Source organism: Arthrobacter sp. Soil_C_60 (assembly GCF_057656375.1).
In genome coordinates this window covers 153490-171414 of the sequence record NZ_JBDGKM010000011.1, presented here as the reverse complement: position 1 = coordinate 171414, position 17925 = coordinate 153490, and the positions used below count along the sequence as shown (strand labels likewise).

Below are 17925 nucleotides of genomic sequence, written 5' to 3'. Positions count from 1 at the left end.
CTGGTTCATCCCGCCCCGCTACATCGACCCAGACCAAAAACCCCGCCGCAACCGATACCGACTCGCCGGCACACCCCTGCCCGACGCCCCGGCCCAGACCCCGCGCGTTAAGAACGGGACCGACCCGGAACCCCCACCACAACCGGCAGAACTCCCACTGGCACCTGGCTCCGGTCCACCCGGCCAACAGGTAGAAACACTGCTGCCACTCATCGCGGCTGACAGCGCCACGACACCAGGCCATCCCAAGCCGCCCAAGGTTCCTACGCCGCCCGAATCGACCAGGTTCCTGCCGTGTCCGAAGCGGCTAGAAAGTCCAGGCTGTCGGACGAGCTGCAGCATGGCCCAACGGATCACTGGAACCGGCCATTCGACGATTGGCCGCTACAACCAAACGAGCCGCCTTGGTGACCTACATGGCCAAGCTACATAGACTCGAGTTCCTTGCCCTTGGTCTCGGGCACGAACTTCCAGACGAACACCAACACGTCTCTCCTTGGCGGCTACCAGTACCGGGCCTGCCCGGCCTACGTGGCCTACCTATTGACGCGGCCTGCCTCGGGCCTACGATAGAAGTAGGCGGGAGCATGCGGCTCCCAGGAGCGAAGGGAGGTGTCTGTGTCTGTATTTGACGAGCTCAAGGGCAAGGCCGGACAGCTTAAGGACAAGGCCGCTCATCTGGTCGGCGACAATGCCGACAAGCTCAAGGACGGCGTCGGCAAGGCTGGAGATTTCATCGACAGCAAGACCGGCGGCAGGTACTCCGGGCAGGTAGATGGTCTGCAGGCCAGAGCCGCGAACCTCATCGACAGGGCAGATGGTGGAAATACCCCCGGTGCCGCAACCGATGAGAGCAGCCCTTCGGCATAACTTCTCTTAGAGCACGCCAAAAGGCGCTGGTCCTACCGGGAGGTAGCACCAGCGCCTTTGTGCTGTGTGGGCCGGGCTGTTGGAGGCCTCAGGACTCCTCGCCAGTCAACCCTTCACGTGCAAGGGCTGTCAGCCTGGATACGGCCCGGTAATACTTCTTCATGTAGCCGCCGGACATCATCTCAGGGGTGAAAAGCTCATCGAACGGACGGCCGCTAGCAATAATGGGCACGTCCTTGTCATAGAGCCGGTCCGCCAGCACAACGAAGCGCAGGGCTACCGATTGCTCGGTGATCGTCGCGACGTTGTGCCAAGCCACCGCGTCGATACCGTCGATGAACTGCCGGTAGCGGCTCGGATGCACGCCTTCGAGATGACTGACCAGATCCGAGAATTCATCGGCTGCGACCACCTGGCCCTTGAAATCACTGTAGACCCGCCGTTTGAGTTCAAGATCAGTCAAAGGATCCGGAGCGGCCGGCAGGCCCCGATGGCGGTAGTCTTCGCCGTCGATACGCAGTACGTTGAACTGGTCTGCCAGGACCTGGATTTCGCGTTGGAAATCGACGGCGGCAAAGCGTCCCTCGCCGAGGGAACCGGGCAGCGTGTTGGAGGTAGCCGCGAGCTTCACACCGGCGTCGGCCAGTTCGCGCATCAGCCGGGACATCAGCACGGTGTCCCCCGGGTCGTCCAGTTCGAATTCATCGATACAGACCAACCGGTAGCTGCTCAGCGCATCCACAGTCTTGCGGAAGGACAGCGCCCCCACCAGATTTGTATATTCGACGAAAGTGCCGAAGGCCTTTGGACCGTCCACCGCGTGCCAGAGGGAAGCCAGCAGGTGGGTTTTTCCCACACCGAAGCCGCCGTCGAGGTAGATACCTGCCTTGCCGGCCTGCTTCTTGGCAGCGAAAAGTTTCTTCAGTCCTTTGGGTTCCCGGTGGTCCACCTCGACGGCAAAATCCCGCAACGCTTTGACGGCGGCGGACTGCGAGGGCTGGGACGGGTCGGGACGGTAACTGTCAAAGGAGACTTCGCCGAAGCGCGGCGAAGGATGGAATCCCTCCAACAAATCATCGACCGACACCTTGGGGGTCCGGCGCGAAAGCTGTTCAATCTGGGGCACGTTTAACCGACCGTAGCCTTCCTGAAAATCTGCGTGACGGTGAATTGCCGCCAGAAAAACGATACGCTACCGACGACGCCGCGGCAGATTCGTGATCGAGGCCACTGCCAGGAAACAGGCGGATGCAGTCACACGGCATCGGACTCCCCTCATTGTGGCGGATGATGACCGGCGCGGAGATTGTTTCTTCGTGCTTATGGATAGGCTGGGCAGAGACCACCCCTGACGAATGGAAAGGTTTTGCTATGCCTGTTGTTGCCGCAGAACAGAACGAGAAGTTTTCCGCCTATGCCCACCCGGAACGGCTCGTTTCCACCGATTGGCTGGCGGCCAACCTGGACGCGGATTCACTGGTTGTCGTCGAATCGGACGAGGACATCCTCCTCTACGAGACCGGCCATATTCCGGGTGCAGTAAAAATCGACTGGCATACGGATCTGAATGACGCGTTGACCCGCGACTACATCGACGGCGGAGCGTTCGCTGCGCTGCTCGGCTCCAAGGGCATCACCCGCGAGACCACCGTTGTGATTTACGGAGACAAGAGCAACTGGTGGGCTGCCTATGCACTCTGGGTGTTCACGCTTTTCGGCCATGAGGATGTACGGCTGCTTGACGGCGGGCGCGACAAGTGGATTGCCGAAGGGCGCGAGCTCACTACCGAGACGCCGAAGCCTGCAGCGGTGGAGTACCCCGTCGTCGAACGTCGCGACGAGGCCATCCGCGCATTCCTGCCCGACGTCTTCGAGCACTTCGGCAAGCCCTTGATCGATGTCCGCTCGGCCGAAGAATACTCCGGCGAACGCACCACGATGCCTGCTTACCCTGAAGAGGGAACGCTGCGCGGTGGCCACATTCCCAGCGCGGCCTCCGTCCCCTGGGCCCGCGCCGCCGCTGCTGACGGCACGTTCCGTGACCGCCAAGAGCTGGAAGCGATCTACAAGGGCGAGGCCGGGTTGAACGACGGCGATGAAGTGGTGGCCTACTGCCGCATCGGCGAGCGTTCAAGCCACACCTGGTTTGTCCTCAAATACCTGCTCGGATTCGAGAACGTCCGCAACTATGACGGTTCGTGGACCGAATGGGGCAACGCAGTCCGCGTGCCGATCGTCAAGGGTGCCGAGCCCGGCGAGGTGCCCGCTGCCCGCCGTTAACCGCAACGTGCACGAGTAGAATAGGTGACTGTGAGCGCACAAAACATCCCCGCACCGCTGGCAGAAATCATCGATGACTTCCAATCGATGGAGGAGCCTGAGCGGCTGCAGTTGCTGCTGGAATTCTCCCGATCACTTCCGGACCTACCGGAGCACCTGGCCGGCCAGCCGGAGTTGCTGGAACAGGTTGTCGAGTGCCAGTCCCCGCTGTTCCTGACCTTGGAGATCGGCGACGGCCCGGAGGAACCGGTGGAGATCTACTTCTCGGCGCCCCCGGAAGCCCCGACCACACGCGGTTTCGCCGGCGTCCTGCATGAAGGGCTCAACGGCCTGCCGGCTGCGGAGATTCTCGCCGTTCCGGACGATGTGCCGGAACAGCTCGGTTTGACGCGCGCCATTACGCCGCTGCGGCTGCGTGGCATGTCCGCCATGCTCGCCCGCATCAAGCGTCAGATTACGGACGCCCGGGCATCCGTCTGATCGCGCCGACTCCGCCGTTGGCAAAGCGCACCGCGTCGACCGGAACCCCCGCCACACTGCTGTTGCAGCAGGCGGGGGTTCCGCACACTCTTCACAAGTACGCCCATGATCCGGCTGTGACCGACTTCGGGTTTGAGGCAGCGCGCGAGCTCGGTCTGCCCCCGGAAAGGATTTTCAAGACCCTCATGGTGGCGGTAGACGGCAATCTCGCTGTCGCCGTGGTCCCAGTCTCCGGAAACCTCAATCTGAAATCCTTCGCAGCCTCCTTGGGAGCGAAGAAGTCCGTGTTGGCAGATCCGCTGGCTGTCCAGCGCCGCACCGGCTACGTGCTCGGCGGCATTTCCCCGCTGGGCCAGCGGCGGCCCAGCCCGACAGTCCTTGACTCCAGCGCGGTGGACTATCCCACCATCTTGGTTTCCGGCGGCCGCCGCGGACTGGACATCGAATTGGCCGCACAGGACCTGATCCGCCTGACCAGCGCGCGGCTGGCAGCCATCGGTACGGGTTGATCAGTCCGGCTGCACGCCGTTCGTACCCGGACCTTTGACCCCGGGAACAGGGGCGCTGAGGACATGGGTCAGCCAGCCGGTGACCACCCGCTCCCAGCGCTCGGGATCGACGTTCCATTCCTTTGTGTGGCTGGCACCGGAGAACGGCTCGAAAGTCACCAGCCGCGGATTCTTGTCCGCCAGTTCCGCGGACGGCCCGTAGGGCACGAATTCGTCGTCCTGGCTGTGCAGGATCAGTGTCGGCACGCAGAGCTGATCGTACCGGGCTACCCAGTTCATCTTCTTCAGATCCAGTGGAGCCGCCAATCCTGTCAGCAATCTGCCCGCGCGGTTCGAAATGAGCCATTGCGAAAAACGTCCGACGGCCTCGGGGATCCGGTTCAGCCTGGCCTGGTATGCCAGCACATCGATCCAGTTGATCACCGGACCGTCCAGAACCAGTGCCTTGATCCGGTTGCGGTGAACGGACTGGTCCGCCGCCTGCAGGCTTATAGCGCCGCCCATGGACCAGCCGAACAGCACAATCTCCTCGGCCCCGTGTTCCAAGGCGTAAGTCATCGCGGCTTCAACGTCCCGCCACTCGGTCAGTCCGAGTCCGTAACGCCCGTCCGGCGCGGCCGGGGCTTCGCCGTCGTTCCGATAGGAAATAAGCAGCGAGGTCATCCCTAGTGCGCGGGCGGTGCGGGCGGCACGAAGCCCTTCCTGCCGGGTGGCGCCCCGGCCGTGCACCATGATGGCCCAGGTCCGGGCGTTCTCGACTCCCCTGATCAGCCACGCTGGTGCCTGGCCGCCCTCGACCGCGATGCGGACTTCCTCGTTGGCAAGTCCCGCGGCCGCAGGATCGGGGTAGACCGCGCCTCCCCACCAACCGCGGCGGGCCGCGGCCAGATCGCCGCTATAAACACGCTCCACAGCGCGCTGTACTGTTCCGTCTTTCGGCGAGTAAGAAGTGATGGCGCCGATCCGCGCCTGACCGCGTCCGCCGTCGAAATAAATGCTGTAGAGGCCGGGCGCCGTGGTGTCCGGTGTGGCCGGCAGAATGACCTCTTGGTGCTGGCTGCTGCCGACCACGGCGTAGATCGCAAGGTTCTGGTCATGCTCGCGCACCGGCGTGAGCACCTGGCGGGCGAAATACGAGGCGAGCCCGGAGGTAGCTCCGGCCAGCAGCGAGCCAAGACCTGCGCCGGCGATCGCGCCGACGCCCATCCAGCGCAGCCACGGCAGCTGTCGCCGAATTTCCTCGGCCGGTGGCGCGGCGGCGGAGATTATAGTTTTCCGACGGTCGAACAAAGCCATGGCACCATTCTTACTCACCCTGCCGCGCGCGACGTAACGCCCTGCCGAGCAGGCGCCGAAGGCAGTTGGGAAGGCGGTTGTCGGGTGCGAAGAAGTCCCGGGAGGGCCTGTTATTGTTTGCCGCGCGCCTGCTGGTTACGCTGGGGCCATGAGCGAAACGATTGTAGTACTCACCGAAGAGCCGCTCAATGATGCGGATCTTCGGAATCTGGAATTGCTGGCAACCGAGGGTACTGAATTCAGCGTGCTGATTCCCGAGGACACCAAACGGAATCTGGTGCTGGATTTTCTGGACAATCTGAGTCTGCTCGACGTCGCCCAGGCCTTCCGCGAGCTGCTGCATGGCCAGCCCTCGCCCGACGAGGCCAAAACCGAAGCCGAGGAAGCCAAGCGCCTCTCCGTTCAGGCGCTCCAGGGCAGGGGGCTGCAGGGAACGGTGGAAATCGTCGACGACGACGGCGTTTCGGCGCTGGTTGATTACGTCGAGCGCCATCCGGCTGACCGCGCCGTGGTGATCACCACCCCTCACGCCGTTGCCGATACGTTCCATACCGACTGGGCGAACCGCGCCCAGGACAAACTCGGCATACCCGTGCTCCATCTGTATTCCGGATCGGGATACATTGGGGACTCGTGAGCGTTGAAAAGGATATGAGTGAAGTGAACAGCACGCCAGAAACGTTTCCCGTGGCTAAGTCCGAGGACGAATGGCGCCGCGAACTGACGCCGGAGGAATACCAGGTGCTGCGGCAAGCCGGCACGGAACGGCCCTATACCGGCGAGTACTGGGACACGCACACAGCCGGCGTCTACCGCTGCCGCGCCTGCGGGGACGAGCTATTTACCAGCCAGGAGAAATTCGACTCCCACTGCGGCTGGCCCTCCTTCTGGGCCCCGCTGGCGGAGGGCAAGGTCCGCTACCTGCGGGACTCGGCGCTGGGGATGGAACGAATCGAAGTGCGCTGCGCGAACTGCAACTCCCACCTGGGCCATGTTTTTGAGGGCGAGGGTTACAGCACACCGACTGACCAGCGGTACTGCATCAACTCCGTCTCCCTGAAGCTGGAGCCCAAGCAGGACGAGGCTCCCTAGTTCCTCGAACTCTTCCCACTCGAAGCCCGGCCAGCATGAGCCGGGCTTCGTCATTTCTACCGCCGCCCGTCGACGAGCACAACAGTTTCTAATCTGTCGATGGATTCGGCATTAGTGACTCTGTTTGATTGTTACGCTCTTGGAAACAGCAAGAAGTCCACCTCCAGCGGTTCCGCTATAGAACCGCTGCCGGAAGGAAGGCATCCATGAGCATCACTACCAGCGCCACCGACACCATGCATTCACGCGACATGCGGCCCGAGCTGCACCAAGCCTGGCTGCGACTGAAGGCAGCTGCCAGCGGGCTCCGTCCGCTGCAGGTGCATGACGGTTCCATCCCGGATGCCGCGCACCAAGCCGAAGCGGCCATGCACACCGAGACCATCGTGGCGGCCATCGCCGAACTGGCGCCGATGTTCGACCACGACTGCGAATACCTGCGCCTGCTCCAGCAGGACTTCCGCCGCTGGTCCACAGCTGGCTTCGGCGTACCGGACTTCCTGGATTCGCTGCTGGCGTTCCAGCCGCAGCAGCAGCGCAGCAACGGGCTGGTCCACCTGGTGGTTTTCCCTATGTACACCCAGAATGGCAGCACCGACCGGCTGGTGGAGGCGGTGCTCCTCGAGGTCCTCTGGCCGGACTTCATCGCGGACCTCGAGGCGGGCGACTACTCCAACAAGCTCTTCGTGCCCATCCGCTTCCTGGATTTCACGGCTGGCTACGACACCAACTCTGCCGTCCTGTTTCCGGAAACGGTGGCAGTGCGGGAAACCCCGTCCTTCACGTGGGGCGCCATCTTCGCCGACCGTGAGGCGGCCCGCTTCCGCAAGGTCGTCGGCGCCGCTGCGGATATCACGTCGCTCCAGCTGCCCGAGGAGGCTGCCGATCTGCTTGCGGACCAGCGGCTGGCCGAAGAAACTTTTGTGATGTGGGATCTGATCCACGACCGGACGCATATGCGCGGGGATCTGCCGTTCGATCCATTCATGATCAAACAGCGCATGCCGTACTTCCTCTATTCGCTGGAGGAGCTGCGCTGCGATCTGACCGCTTTCCGGGAGTCGGTGCGGTTGCAGAATGACCGGCATGCGTCGGAGGACATTCGCCGGCACGCCCGCCTGGTCCAGTACGCTGTGATCTTCGACCGGATCTTCCGCTTCGCCATTACCGGCAACCGAGTGCGCAACTACGACGGCCTCGGCGGCCAACTGCTCTTCGCCTGGCTGCACCAGCACCACGTGCTGCACTGGACCGACGGCAAGCTGAGCATCGACTGGGACAACGTGGCGGACGTCGTCGTCGCGCTGGGACAGCAGATCGAGGAGCTGTACTGGCGTTCGATCGACCGCCCCAAGACGGCGCACTGGCTGGCCGCGTACGACATGCTGACCAAGACGCTGACACCGCACCCGGCCTCGGTCTGGGCCAAGGGACCGGACGCCCTGCCGTTGTCCGGGCTGCCCCGCGAGCTGACGGACCAGGTCCTGGACGATGAATTCCCGCTGTCCATGTTCTACGAGGCGCTGAACCGTAAGATGAAAACCGTGATCGAATCGACCTCCGGCATTACGGGCGCCGCGGCATGAGCGAACTTCCCAGCACAGGTTCCGGTATGCCGTCCGGGCTGCGCATTCTGGTGGCGGGTGCGTCCGGCGCCTCGGGGCAGGCTGTTTCCGCCGCCTTGCGGGCAGCCGGCGCGCAGGTGATCGCCGTCGGCAGCAATCCCGAACATCTGCAAAGCGCCTATGCGAACGACGACGGCGTGCTCACCTTTGCGTGCGACCTCGCCGACGCGGGGGCCGTCCGGGATCTGGCTGAGCGGGTTGGCAACGAGGCCGGCAGCATCGACGGGCTGGTGCATTTGGTGGGCGGGTGGCGCGGCGGCAAGGGTATCGCCGGGCAGACCGACGAGGACTGGGACTTCCTGCACCGGAACCTGATCACAACCCTGCGCAACACCACCCGCGCGTTCTATGACGACCTGGCCGCGTCGCCCCACGGCAGGGCGGTCATCGTCTCCGCCACCGCGGTGGGCTCCCCCACCGCCGGCGGCGCCAACTACGCCGCGGCCAAGGCCGCTGCCGAAAGTTGGATGTTTTCCGTGGCCGACGGGTTCCGCCGCGACCAGGCAGCTGGCCCCGGCGCGAAGGAGACGTCCGAAGCTGAGCATTCGGCCGCCGTCGTACTTGTTATTAAGGCGCTGGTGGATGACCGGATGCGCGCCGGGAACCCGGAAAAGCCGTTCACGGGGTTCACCGACGTTGCGGACCTGGCCACGGCAGTGAAGAATTTGTTCGGCAGGCCGGCGGCCGAAATCAATGGCCGGCGCATCCCGCTCGTCTAAACACCGCCGACTGCAACTTCCTCCCACCGGAAAAGGAATATACCTACTGTGAATGACTCCTCGCTGCTGTCCGCTTCCCTGCACGACCAGTCCGTGCGCGGCTTCGCGTCTGATAACTACTCGGGCGTCCACCCGGAAGTACTCACCGCGCTCGCGCATGCCAACGGCGGACATCAGGTTGCGTATGGCGATGACGGCTACACGGCCAGGCTGCAGGAAGTCATGGCCTCTCACTTTGGCGAGCAGGCCCAGGCCTTTCCGGTTTTCAACGGCACCGGCGCCAATGTTCTCAGCCTGCAGTCCCTGCTGCCGCGCTGGGGGGCTGTGGTCTGCGCCTCGACCGCGCACATCAACGTGGACGAAAACGGTGCGCCGGAACGAGTGGGCGGCATCAAGCTGCTCCCCGTGCCCACAAGCGACGGCAAGCTCACGCCGGAACTGATCGACAAGGAGGCCTGGGGCTGGGGCGACGAGCACCGGGCGCAGCCGCTGGCCGTCTCGATCACCCAAAGCACCGAACTCGGCACGCTGTACTCGGTTGACGAAATCCGTGCCATCGCCGAACATGCCCATGGCCACGGCATGAAGGTGCACATGGACGGGGCGCGGCTGGCGAATGCCGCTGCCGCGCTGGGAACGGATCTGCGCACCTTCACCACCGACGCCGGCGTCGATATTCTCTCCTTCGGCGGCACCAAGAACGGGCTGCTCTACGGTGAATGCGTGGTGATCCTGAACCCCGAGGCATCCCACGGTATGACGTACCTGCGGAAGATGAACATGCAGCTCGCCTCCAAGATGCGCTTCATCTCCGCCCAGTTCCTGGCCCTGCTCGACGGCGACCTGTGGCTGCGCTCGGCGGCCCATGCCAACGCCATGGCCGCGCGGCTCCGTTCCGCAGTGGAAGGCATTGATGGCGTGACGCCCACCCAGCCGACCCAGGCCAACGCCGTTTTCGCCGCCCTGCCCGCCGGAGCGGCAGACCGGCTGCGGCAGCAATTCCGGTTCTACGACTGGGACGAGTCCCGCGGCGAGGTCCGCTGGATGTGTTCCTTCGATACCACGGAGGAAGATATCGATGCTTTCGCCGCGGCCATCCGGAGCGAGCTGGGCGGATAACGATCCGGCACCAACGGCGCGCCTAGCGTTCCGGGCAGCCCGCACGGTTTTAATCTGGGAGGGTGAGTGCGATTGGCGATCTCTCCGCGGCACCCGCGGACTTCCTGACTGCCCTGGCCGCGTTGCGCCGGGCCAACTGCCGCAATGAACTCAAGCTGGCGGAGCTGCCTGCTCCGTCGAGACTGGCACCGTATGCCGTGGCACTGGGTGCCGAGGTCATCCAGCCGTCGGCAGCAGGCCCGCATCCTGCGCACGGTCCGGTCATCGCCGCCCTCCGGGAGAGCGAGGACGTGGAACTCGCAACCGGCCGTTTCATCCTGCTGCATGATCCGGATGGCTCCGCGGTTTGGGACGGAACCTTCCGCATCGTGACGTATATCCGCGCCGAACTCGACGCCGACATGGGCAACGATGCTTTGCTTGGCTCCGTGGCGTGGACCTGGCTGGTGGATGCCTTGCACGACCACGGCGCCCGGTACCGAAATGCCGGCGGCACGGCCACCAGGATCCTCTCCGAAAGCTTCGGTTCGCTTTCGGATAACCAGGACGCGATCGACATCGAGCTCAGGGCCTCGTGGACTCCGGACTCCGCGGACCTCCAGTCCCACTTGGAGGCGTGGTCCGACATGGTCTGCACCTTCGCCGGCTTGCCGCCCCTGCCCGAGGGTGTCGCTTCGCTGCCCAACCGGCGCCGGAACTGACCTGCCCTTAGACTGGTATAACCATGACGTTTTTGACTTCGGATTCGTCTGCCGCGGCTTCCCGCCGTGCAGACAGCACAGCAACCGCCTCAGACGAACCGGAGCAGGACGCTCCCGAGCTGATCGAACTGACCGCTCCCCGCGAAGGGGTTCCGCTGGTCATTTCCACCCAGTCAGGACTGCAGCGTGCCGCCGCGGCTCTCGCGGCAGGCTCCGGTCCGGTGGCGGTCGACGCCGAACGCGCATCGGGGTTCCGGTACGGCCAGCGCGCTTTCCTGGTGCAGCTGCGCCGCGAAGGTGCCGGCACTTGGCTGATCGACCCGGAACCCTTCGATGATCTCGAGGTCATCAACGACGCGCTGCGCGGGGTGGAATGGATCCTGCACGCCGCCACCCAGGACCTGCCGTGCCTGGCGGCCCTGGGCATGTGGCCGGACAAGCTCTTCGACACTGAGCTCGCGGCCCGGCTGGCCGGCCTGCCCCGCGTCGGGCTCGCCGCCGTGATCGAGAACCTGCTGGGATTCACGCTGGCCAAAGAACATTCGGCAGCGGACTGGTCCACCCGGCCGTTGCCGGAGCCGTGGCTGCGTTATGCCGCCCTGGATGTTGAAGTGCTCGCTGAGCTCCGTGAAGCCCTCGTCGAAGTCCTGGCAGAGTCGGGGAAACTGCCCTTTGCCGAAGAGGAATTCGAGGCATTGCTGGCAGCTCCTCCCGCTGCGCCGAGGACCGATCCGTGGCGACGCACGTCCGGGCTGCACCAGATCCGCGACCGCCGCCAGCTGGCCGCGGTGCGCGAACTCTGGATGGAACGCGAGCAGCTGGCCGAAAAACGCGACGTTGCCCCCGGCCGGCTGATTCCGGATTCGGCGATGGTCGCCGCGGCCAGGGCAATGCCGGCAACGGTACCGCAGCTGCTGGCAGTCAACGGCTTCCACGGCCGTGCAGCCCAGCGCGAGGCTCCCCGCTGGCTCCGCTGCATCGATGCCGCCCGGCGCCTCGAGAAACTGCCGGAACTGCACATGCCGACCAACGCTCCGCCGCCTCCCCGTGTGTGGGCGGACAAAGATCCGTCCGCCGCAGCCCGGCTGCAGACCGCCAAGCCCCGGCTGGCCGCCCTGGCAGAAGAATTGCAGATGCCGGTGGAAAATCTGCTGACGCCGGACTATTTGCGCCGGATAGCCTGGCGCCCGCCGACACCGGTTACCGCCGGCTCCATTGCCGAAGCCCTGCGGGACCTGGGCGCACGAAACTGGCAACGCGAGCTGGCCGCGCCGGTGATAACCGATGCGTTCCTACACCCGGAACCCTTGGCCGAACGCAAGCCGAAGGCCGACGAGGCAGACCCGAAGACGAGTTCCCGGAAGCGCTGACAGCCCGGCGCCGCACCCTAGCGAGAACGAAGGACATTTCCCGGCTTGCCGCTTATGTTACCCACGAGTAACATCATGATGGCAGCTGTTTGTGTCCCACATCTCAAAGAGGAGTTCCTTGGTGAGCGCTACGAATCCAGCCCGGCAGTTGAGGGAGGTCGTCTTCGTCGACGGCGTCCGAACGCCCTTCGGCAAGGCAGGCGAGAAGGGAATCTACGCAGAAACCCGTGCCGATGACCTGGTAGTCAAATGCATCCGCGAACTGCTGCGCCGCAATCCGTCCCTGCCTGCCGCCCGGATCGACGACGTGGCCATCGCCGCCACAACCCAGACCGGGGACCAGGGCCTGACCATCGGACGCACAGCGGCGCTCCTCGCGGGCCTGCCCAAGAGCGTCCCGGGCTTCGCCATCGACCGGATGTGCGCCGGGGCCATGACCGCCGTGACCACTACGGCCAGCGGCATCGCCTTCGGGGCTTACGACGTCGTTATTGCCGGCGGTGTCGAGCACATGGGCAACCACCCGATGGGCCAGGGTGCCGATCCCAACCCGCGGTTCCTGTCCGAACGGCTGGTGGATCCCGCCGCACTGAACATGGGGAACACGGCCGAAAACCTGCACGACCGCTTCCCCGCGATCACCAAGGAGCGCTCCGACAGCTATGCAGCGGCGAGCCAGCGGAAGCTGGCGGACGCCTACGCGGGCAACAGGATCCAGCCGGACCTGGTACCGGTGGCTGCCAAAAAGCCGGGACAGGGCTGGGACCTGCACACCGCGGACCAGCCGCCGCGGCCCGAAACGACCGTCGAGGAGTTGGCCGCATTGCGCACGCCGTTCCGTGCCCATGGCCGGGTGACCGCCGGTAATGCGGCGGGATTGAACGACGGCGCCACGGCAGCGCTGCTGGCATCGGCCGAAACGGCTGCCGAACTTGGGCTGCCGGTCAGGATGCGGCTGGTCTCCTTCGCCTTCGCCGGCGTCGAGCCCGAAGTGATGGGTATTGGTCCGGTTCCCGCCACCGAAAAGGCGCTCAAGCAAGCGGGGCTGGATATTGCCGACCTCGGTCTGTTCGAGATCAACGAAGCCTTCGCCGTGCAGGTGCTCTCCTTCCTGGACCACTTCGGCATCGCCGAGGACGATGACCGCGTCAACCGGTACGGCGGCGCCATCGCCGTCGGACACCCGCTGGCCTCCTCCGGCGTGCGGCTCATGACCCAGTTGGCCCGGCAGTTCGAGGAAGATCCCAGCGTGCGTTACGGACTGACCACCATGTGTATCGGCCTGGGCATGGGCGCCGCGGTCATTTGGGAGAACCCGCACCATCAGGACTACAGCTTGCGCAGCAGCACAACAGCCGCCGGTTCCGGCACCGCAGGAAAGGACCTCGCATGAGCACCGCCGATTTCCACTCCCTGGCCCGCCGCTTCCCGGACGAGACGGTCACCCACTCCTACGTCCGCGACGTGCAACTGCCCGACGGGGCCACCCTGGCCCTGCTTACGCTGGACAATGACCTCGACCATTCAAAACCCACCACCCTCGGCCCCAACAGCCTGGTCGAACTCGGCCTCGCGCTGGAAGAGCTGCGCGAACGCGCCGGCCGAGGCGAGATCGACGCCGTCGCGGTCACCGGCAAACCCTACTATCTGGCGGCCGGCGCGGATCTGTCCGCCGTCGGCTCCCTGCAGGACGCCGAGTCCGGCCGCCGGATGGCACAGCTCGGCCATGAGGTCTACGGCGTCCTGAACGGTATGGACGTCCCCACCTTCGCGTTCATCAACGGTGCGGCGATGGGCGGCGGGCTCGAAATCGCCCTCGCGGCCCACTACCGGACGGTGTCCACCGGTGCCAACGGAATCAGCCTGCCGGAAGCGTTTCTGGGCCTGGTGCCGGGCTGGGGCGGTGTGTACAGGTTGCCGCGGCTGATCGGCCCGCAGAGTGCCGTGAAGGTCATGATCGAAAATGCGCTGAACAACAACAAGATGCTCAACGGTACGGCCGCATACGAACTGGGCATCGCGGACGCCCTGTTCGAACCCGCGGATTTCCTCGAGCAGTCGCTGACCTGGGCCGGGAGGATCATTTCCGGCGACGCCCAGGCCCTCCAAGCGGTGAAGGAACGTCGAGCCGACAAAGCCAATTACGACGACGCCGACTGGGACGCCGCGGTTGCCAAGGGTCGCATCTTTGTGGAGGCCAAGACCTCCAACGCAGCCCCCGCGCCCGGGAAGCTGCTGGAGCTGCTGGAACAAGGCAGGGACTGGACCCAGCAGGAATCGGCCGCCGCCGAAGTGGAAACCCTGACCGAACTGATGCAGACTCCGCATTTCCGCAATACCGTCTACTCCTTCCTCGAGCTTATCCAGCGGCGGTCAAAGCGGCCAGCCGGCGCCCCGGACAAGAAGCTCGCCCGGCCGGTAACCAAGGTCGGCGTCGTGGGTGCCGGGCTGATGGCGAGCCAGCTGGCGCTGCTCTTCGCCGGCCAGCTCAAGGTGCCGGTGGTGCTGACGGACATCGACCAGGCCAGGGTGGACAAAGGCGTGGCGCACGTCCACGCAGAGGTAGACAAGCTGCACGCCAGGAAGCGCCTGTCCGCCGACGCTGCCAACCGTACCAAGGCCCTGGTCACGGGTTCGGTCACCAAGGACGCCTTCTCCGACGCCGACTTCGTTATTGAAGCAGTATTCGAAGAACTCTCGGTGAAAAAGCAGGTGTTCGCGGAAGTAGAAGCAGTCGTCTCCCCGGACTGCATCCTGGCGACCAATACCTCGTCCCTGTCCGTGACGGAGATGGCAGCGGACCTGAAGCATCCGGAGCGGCTGGTCGGGTTCCATTTCTTCAATCCCGTGGCGCTCATGCCGCTGCTGGAGATTGTCCGCGCGCCAAAGACTGAGGAAGCGGTCCTGGCAACCGCTTTCGCACTGGCCAAAGAGCTGAAGAAGACTGCAGTCCTGGTCCAGGATGCCGCCGCCTTCGTGGTCAACCGAGTGCTGCTGCGGCTCATGGGTGAAGTCAGCCGGGCTTTCGACGCCGGAACGGACGCCAAGACCGCCGACGAGGCGCTGCGGCCGATGGGTCTGCCGATGACCCCCTTCACGCTCCTGGCCATGGTCGGCGTGCCGGTGGCCCAGCATGTGCAGGAATCACTGCACGCAGCGTTCGGTGAGCGGTTCCATGTCTCGGCCAACCAGCAGCGCCTGATCGATGCCGGCAAAACATCCCTGTGGGAAACGGCCGAGGACGGAAGTAAGCACATCCCGCAGGACACCCTGAAGCTGATGCAGTTCGGCAATAATCCGGTCACCGGCGAAGAACTGCTGCGCGCCACCCAGGATGCTTTGGCTGAAGAGATCGGCCTCATGCTCGAAGAAGGCGTAGTGGCCGGCCCCGAGGACATCGACTTGTGCATGATCACCGGTGCCGGCTGGCCGATGCATCTGGGCGGCATTACGCCCTACCTCGATCAGGTGGGAGCAGCGGAGCGGGTCAACGGACGGAAGTTCCATCCGGGGCGCTGATGCCCTCCGGGGCGGTAGCTTCGGGCGGAAGCGCGTGCTGCCGCCCCAGCTCCACTGCCCGCTGGCAATGCACGCGCGCGAACTCCTTGTCGTGCGTGGACAGCAGGACGGCTCCCCCGCCGGCCGTTGCCGCCGCCAGGATTCCGCCCAGCAGTTTCCGGCCGTGCCCGTCCAGGGAAACCGTCGGCTCGTCCAGCACCAGCAAGGCGGGCCGGCGGGCCAGCACCGTCGCCAAGGCGACCAGCCGCCGCCGGGACACCGGCAGCTCGTACGGGTGCTCGTCCTCGAGCCCGGCCAGGCCGCAGGCTTCCAGCGCCTGCCGGACGGCTTCCGGATTCGGCTGCGAACCAGGTGGGCCAAAAGCGACTTCATGATAGACGGACCGCTCGAACAGCTGGTCCGCCGGGTTCTGGAACAGCAACCCCGCTGTCTTCGCGAGCTGCCCCACCGAGGCTTCCGCCGTGTCCCGGCCGGCCACCGAAACACTTCCGGCATCGGGGACTATCAGCCCCAGGGCCATCTTCAGCAGCGTCGTCTTGCCGGTCCCGTTCGGCCCGGTCAACGCAACGCACTCCCCCGGATGCACCGCAAAGCTGACCGTATCCAGCAACGGTCTCCTCGCGGCCCGTTCTGGTCCGCCCTGAACATCGCCGCGGCGTCGGCGGAACAGCTTTCCTCGCTGCCGGCGGCGTTCCGGGTCGGGGTAGCTGAATCCGACGTTCCGGTAGCGCAGTACGGCGCCGCCTGTGCTTCTCGGTTCCGCCGGACTGCCTCCCGCCGGGACCACCACGGCTCCTGGTGCCGTAGCTTCCGTCGACAAGCTGCAAGCGCTGCCGCGTCCGAACGCAGGTTCGCCGGGAACCACAACTCCGGCCGCTTCCGCACGCTCCCGGACGGCAGACATGCCTTCCGCAACACTCTGGCCGTTCTCCAGCAGCAGTGCCTGCCCGGCGTCCGAGAACCGCGTCTCCAGGACAGAGGTCAGGATAACGACGGCGGTGCCAGCGTCCCGCAGCGACCTCACCGCGGCCGCCACCCGGGCCGTGGCAGGCTCGTCCAGCCCGGCAAGCGGTTCATCCAGCACCAGCAGATCGGCGTCGGTAACGGCCGCTGCGGCAATGGCCACCAGCCGCTCCTGCCCGCCGGACAGCCGGGCGGGATCACCCTGCAGCAACGGGCCTAGGTCAAACCGCCCGGCGATGGACTGGATCCGTGCCGCCATCTCGGCCCTGGGCACGCCCGCATTCTCCAGGCCGAAGGCCAGCTCCTCCTCCACAGTGGAACGCACCATGGACAGATAGGACCGGGCGTCCTGGGGTACGTACGCCACATGCCGTACCCACTGCCGCAGGTCGACGACGTGAGGCTGCGCGCCGCCGTCGTACTTAAGGGTTTGGCCTGCAAGGCTGATGGACCCGGTCAGCTGCCCGCCGGTCCGGCCGGGCAGATACCCCGCCATGATCCCTGCCAGCGTGCTCTTGCCGCTGCCGGATCCACCGGCGACCAGGGTCAGCGAGGCGGGTGCCACCGACAGCCGCACCCCGGAGAGCGCCGGTGCCTCGTGGGCCGGATACCGGTATTCCAGGATCTCGAGCTCCATCAGCGGCCGCCTTGGCTCGCCAGGAGCACTGCCGCTGCCGCGGCCAGGCACAGCACCAGGAGCCCGAAGGGTTTCTCCCAGCTCCTCGCCGCGACCGGGTGGAGCTGCGTCCGGCCGGGGCCGCCGGAAAAACCTCTCAACTGCAGTTGCACGGAGCGCTCGGCGGCATCCTGAATGCTGGACAGGACCAGGGGAACCGCGAGCAGCCTTTTCCTGCGCAGCCAGCCGGCCGGGCCGCTACCCTCGTCGGCGCCGCGCACAGCCTGCGCCTGCGCGATGGCTCGGGCTCTTTCGGCCGTGGCCGGGACCAGTGCCAGCGTCGCCGCGACGATGTAGCCCAGCTGCGCAGGGACGCGGGCCGCGTCGATCGCGCGGACCAGCTCCACGCGGTCAACGGTAAGCGAATACAGCAGGAACACCGAGACGGAGGCCGCCGCCCGCAGACCCAGACTGCCCGCCGTCGTTAGTCCTTCGAGCGTCAGCCGGACGGGACCGCCGGCGAAGAGCACCTCGCTGCCGGCGGGATCGAACAACGCGTGGACCATCAGCTGCGAAAGCCACAGCGGGGCCAGCACCGCCCCTGCCGTGAGCATCAGCCGGGCGGCCGTCCCCGCGAGGGCAGCCAGGCAGACGGCCGCCCCGGTGACGGCCAGGCTCAGCCACCACCGGTCCGCGGCCAGCGTGAGCAGCGCGGCGGCGGCGGCCAGGGCGAGCCCAGTGAAGGGATGAAGCCGGATCATGCCGC

17 protein-coding genes are annotated in these 17925 nt (G+C 65.5%); 13 read left to right on the top strand and 4 right to left on the bottom strand.

The window, feature by feature from the left end; translation table 11 throughout:
- The first annotated feature begins 618 nt into the window (after positions 1–618).
- Positions 619–870, top strand: coding sequence for an antitoxin (locus tag AC3A4M_RS19370; protein ID WP_498737815.1), 252 nt, complete (start codon positions 619–621; stop codon positions 868–870).
- Between the two features lie 88 nt (positions 871–958).
- Here the strand turns inward: AC3A4M_RS19370 and zapE are convergent, their stop codons facing one another.
- A complete protein-coding gene (gene zapE / locus AC3A4M_RS19365; protein ID WP_498737813.1) occupies positions 959–1996 on the bottom strand; it encodes a cell division protein ZapE in 1038 nt (345 codons plus the stop codon).
- A gap of 245 nt (positions 1997–2241) precedes the next feature.
- Here zapE and AC3A4M_RS19360 point away from each other — a divergent pair, with 245 nt between their 5' ends.
- The 3 genes from AC3A4M_RS19360 to ybaK are packed head-to-tail and all read left to right on the top strand — an operon-like array spanning position 2242 to position 4139.
- Positions 2242–3150 carry a sulfurtransferase gene (locus tag AC3A4M_RS19360; protein WP_498737811.1) on the top strand — a complete coding sequence of 303 codons (909 nt, stop codon included), beginning with the start codon at positions 2242–2244 and terminating at the stop codon, positions 3148–3150.
- A 30-nt stretch (positions 3151–3180) separates the two neighbouring features.
- Positions 3181–3630 carry a SufE family protein gene (locus tag AC3A4M_RS19355; RefSeq protein ID WP_498737809.1) on the top strand — a complete coding sequence of 150 codons (450 nt, stop codon included), beginning with the start codon at positions 3181–3183 and terminating at the stop codon, positions 3628–3630.
- A gap of 17 nt (positions 3631–3647) precedes the next feature.
- Entirely contained in the window at positions 3648–4139 is a 492-nt protein-coding gene (gene ybaK / locus AC3A4M_RS19350) for a Cys-tRNA(Pro) deacylase (protein WP_498737808.1), read from the top strand.
- Here the strand turns inward: ybaK and AC3A4M_RS19345 are convergent, their stop codons facing one another.
- On the bottom strand, positions 4140–5435 hold the full coding sequence (locus AC3A4M_RS19345) for an alpha/beta hydrolase family protein (RefSeq protein WP_498737806.1): 1296 nt from the start codon (positions 5433–5435) through the stop codon (positions 4140–4142). It lies immediately after the preceding gene.
- Positions 5436–5583: 148 nt separating this feature from the next.
- Here AC3A4M_RS19345 and AC3A4M_RS19340 point away from each other — a divergent pair, with 148 nt between their 5' ends.
- The 9 genes from AC3A4M_RS19340 (at position 5584) to AC3A4M_RS19300 (ending at position 15580) form a co-directional block, all read left to right on the top strand.
- On the top strand, positions 5584–6072 hold the full coding sequence (locus AC3A4M_RS19340; protein WP_498731854.1) for a hypothetical protein: 489 nt from the start codon (positions 5584–5586) through the stop codon (positions 6070–6072).
- A gap of 23 nt (positions 6073–6095) precedes the next feature.
- Positions 6096–6527 carry a peptide-methionine (R)-S-oxide reductase MsrB gene (msrB, locus tag AC3A4M_RS19335; protein ID WP_431188528.1) on the top strand — a complete coding sequence of 144 codons (432 nt, stop codon included), beginning with the start codon at positions 6096–6098 and terminating at the stop codon, positions 6525–6527.
- A 236-nt stretch (positions 6528–6763) separates the two neighbouring features.
- Positions 6764–8113, top strand: a complete 1350-nt coding sequence (locus AC3A4M_RS19330) for a DUF6421 family protein (RefSeq protein ID WP_498737824.1) — start codon at positions 6764–6766, stop codon at positions 8111–8113.
- Entirely contained in the window at positions 8110–8871 is a 762-nt protein-coding gene (locus AC3A4M_RS19325) for an SDR family oxidoreductase (protein WP_498737804.1), read from the top strand. Before AC3A4M_RS19330 ends, AC3A4M_RS19325 begins: the two co-directional genes overlap by 4 nt.
- Positions 8872–8919: 48 nt before the next feature.
- On the top strand, positions 8920–9990 hold the full coding sequence (locus AC3A4M_RS19320; protein WP_498737802.1) for a threonine aldolase family protein: 1071 nt from the start codon (positions 8920–8922) through the stop codon (positions 9988–9990).
- 62 nt (positions 9991–10052) lie between these two features.
- Entirely contained in the window at positions 10053–10691 is a 639-nt protein-coding gene (locus tag AC3A4M_RS19315; RefSeq protein WP_498737800.1) for a DUF3000 domain-containing protein, read from the top strand.
- Positions 10692–10714: 23 nt separating this feature from the next.
- On the top strand, positions 10715–12061 hold the full coding sequence (locus AC3A4M_RS19310) for an HRDC domain-containing protein (RefSeq protein WP_498737798.1): 1347 nt from the start codon (positions 10715–10717) through the stop codon (positions 12059–12061).
- Between the two features lie 121 nt (positions 12062–12182).
- Positions 12183–13454: a thiolase family protein gene (locus AC3A4M_RS19305; RefSeq protein ID WP_498737796.1), complete on the top strand. Its 1272-nt coding sequence runs from the start codon at positions 12183–12185 to the stop codon at positions 13452–13454.
- A complete protein-coding gene (locus AC3A4M_RS19300; RefSeq protein ID WP_498737794.1) occupies positions 13451–15580 on the top strand; it encodes a 3-hydroxyacyl-CoA dehydrogenase NAD-binding domain-containing protein in 2130 nt (709 codons plus the stop codon). The genes AC3A4M_RS19305 and AC3A4M_RS19300 overlap by 4 nt, the downstream gene beginning before the upstream one ends.
- On the opposite strand, the gene AC3A4M_RS19295 is transcribed toward AC3A4M_RS19300, so the two are convergent.
- Both AC3A4M_RS19295 and AC3A4M_RS19290 read right to left on the bottom strand, forming a co-directional pair.
- Positions 15549–17180, bottom strand: coding sequence for an ATP-binding cassette domain-containing protein (locus tag AC3A4M_RS19295; RefSeq protein ID WP_498737792.1), 1632 nt, complete (start codon positions 17178–17180; stop codon positions 15549–15551). The genes AC3A4M_RS19300 and AC3A4M_RS19295 overlap by 32 nt on opposite strands.
- On the bottom strand, positions 17180–17920 hold the full coding sequence (locus tag AC3A4M_RS19290; protein WP_498737790.1) for an energy-coupling factor transporter transmembrane component T family protein: 741 nt from the start codon (positions 17918–17920) through the stop codon (positions 17180–17182). Before AC3A4M_RS19290 ends, AC3A4M_RS19295 begins: the two co-directional genes overlap by 1 nt.
- Between the last annotated feature and the right edge of the window lie 5 nt (positions 17921–17925).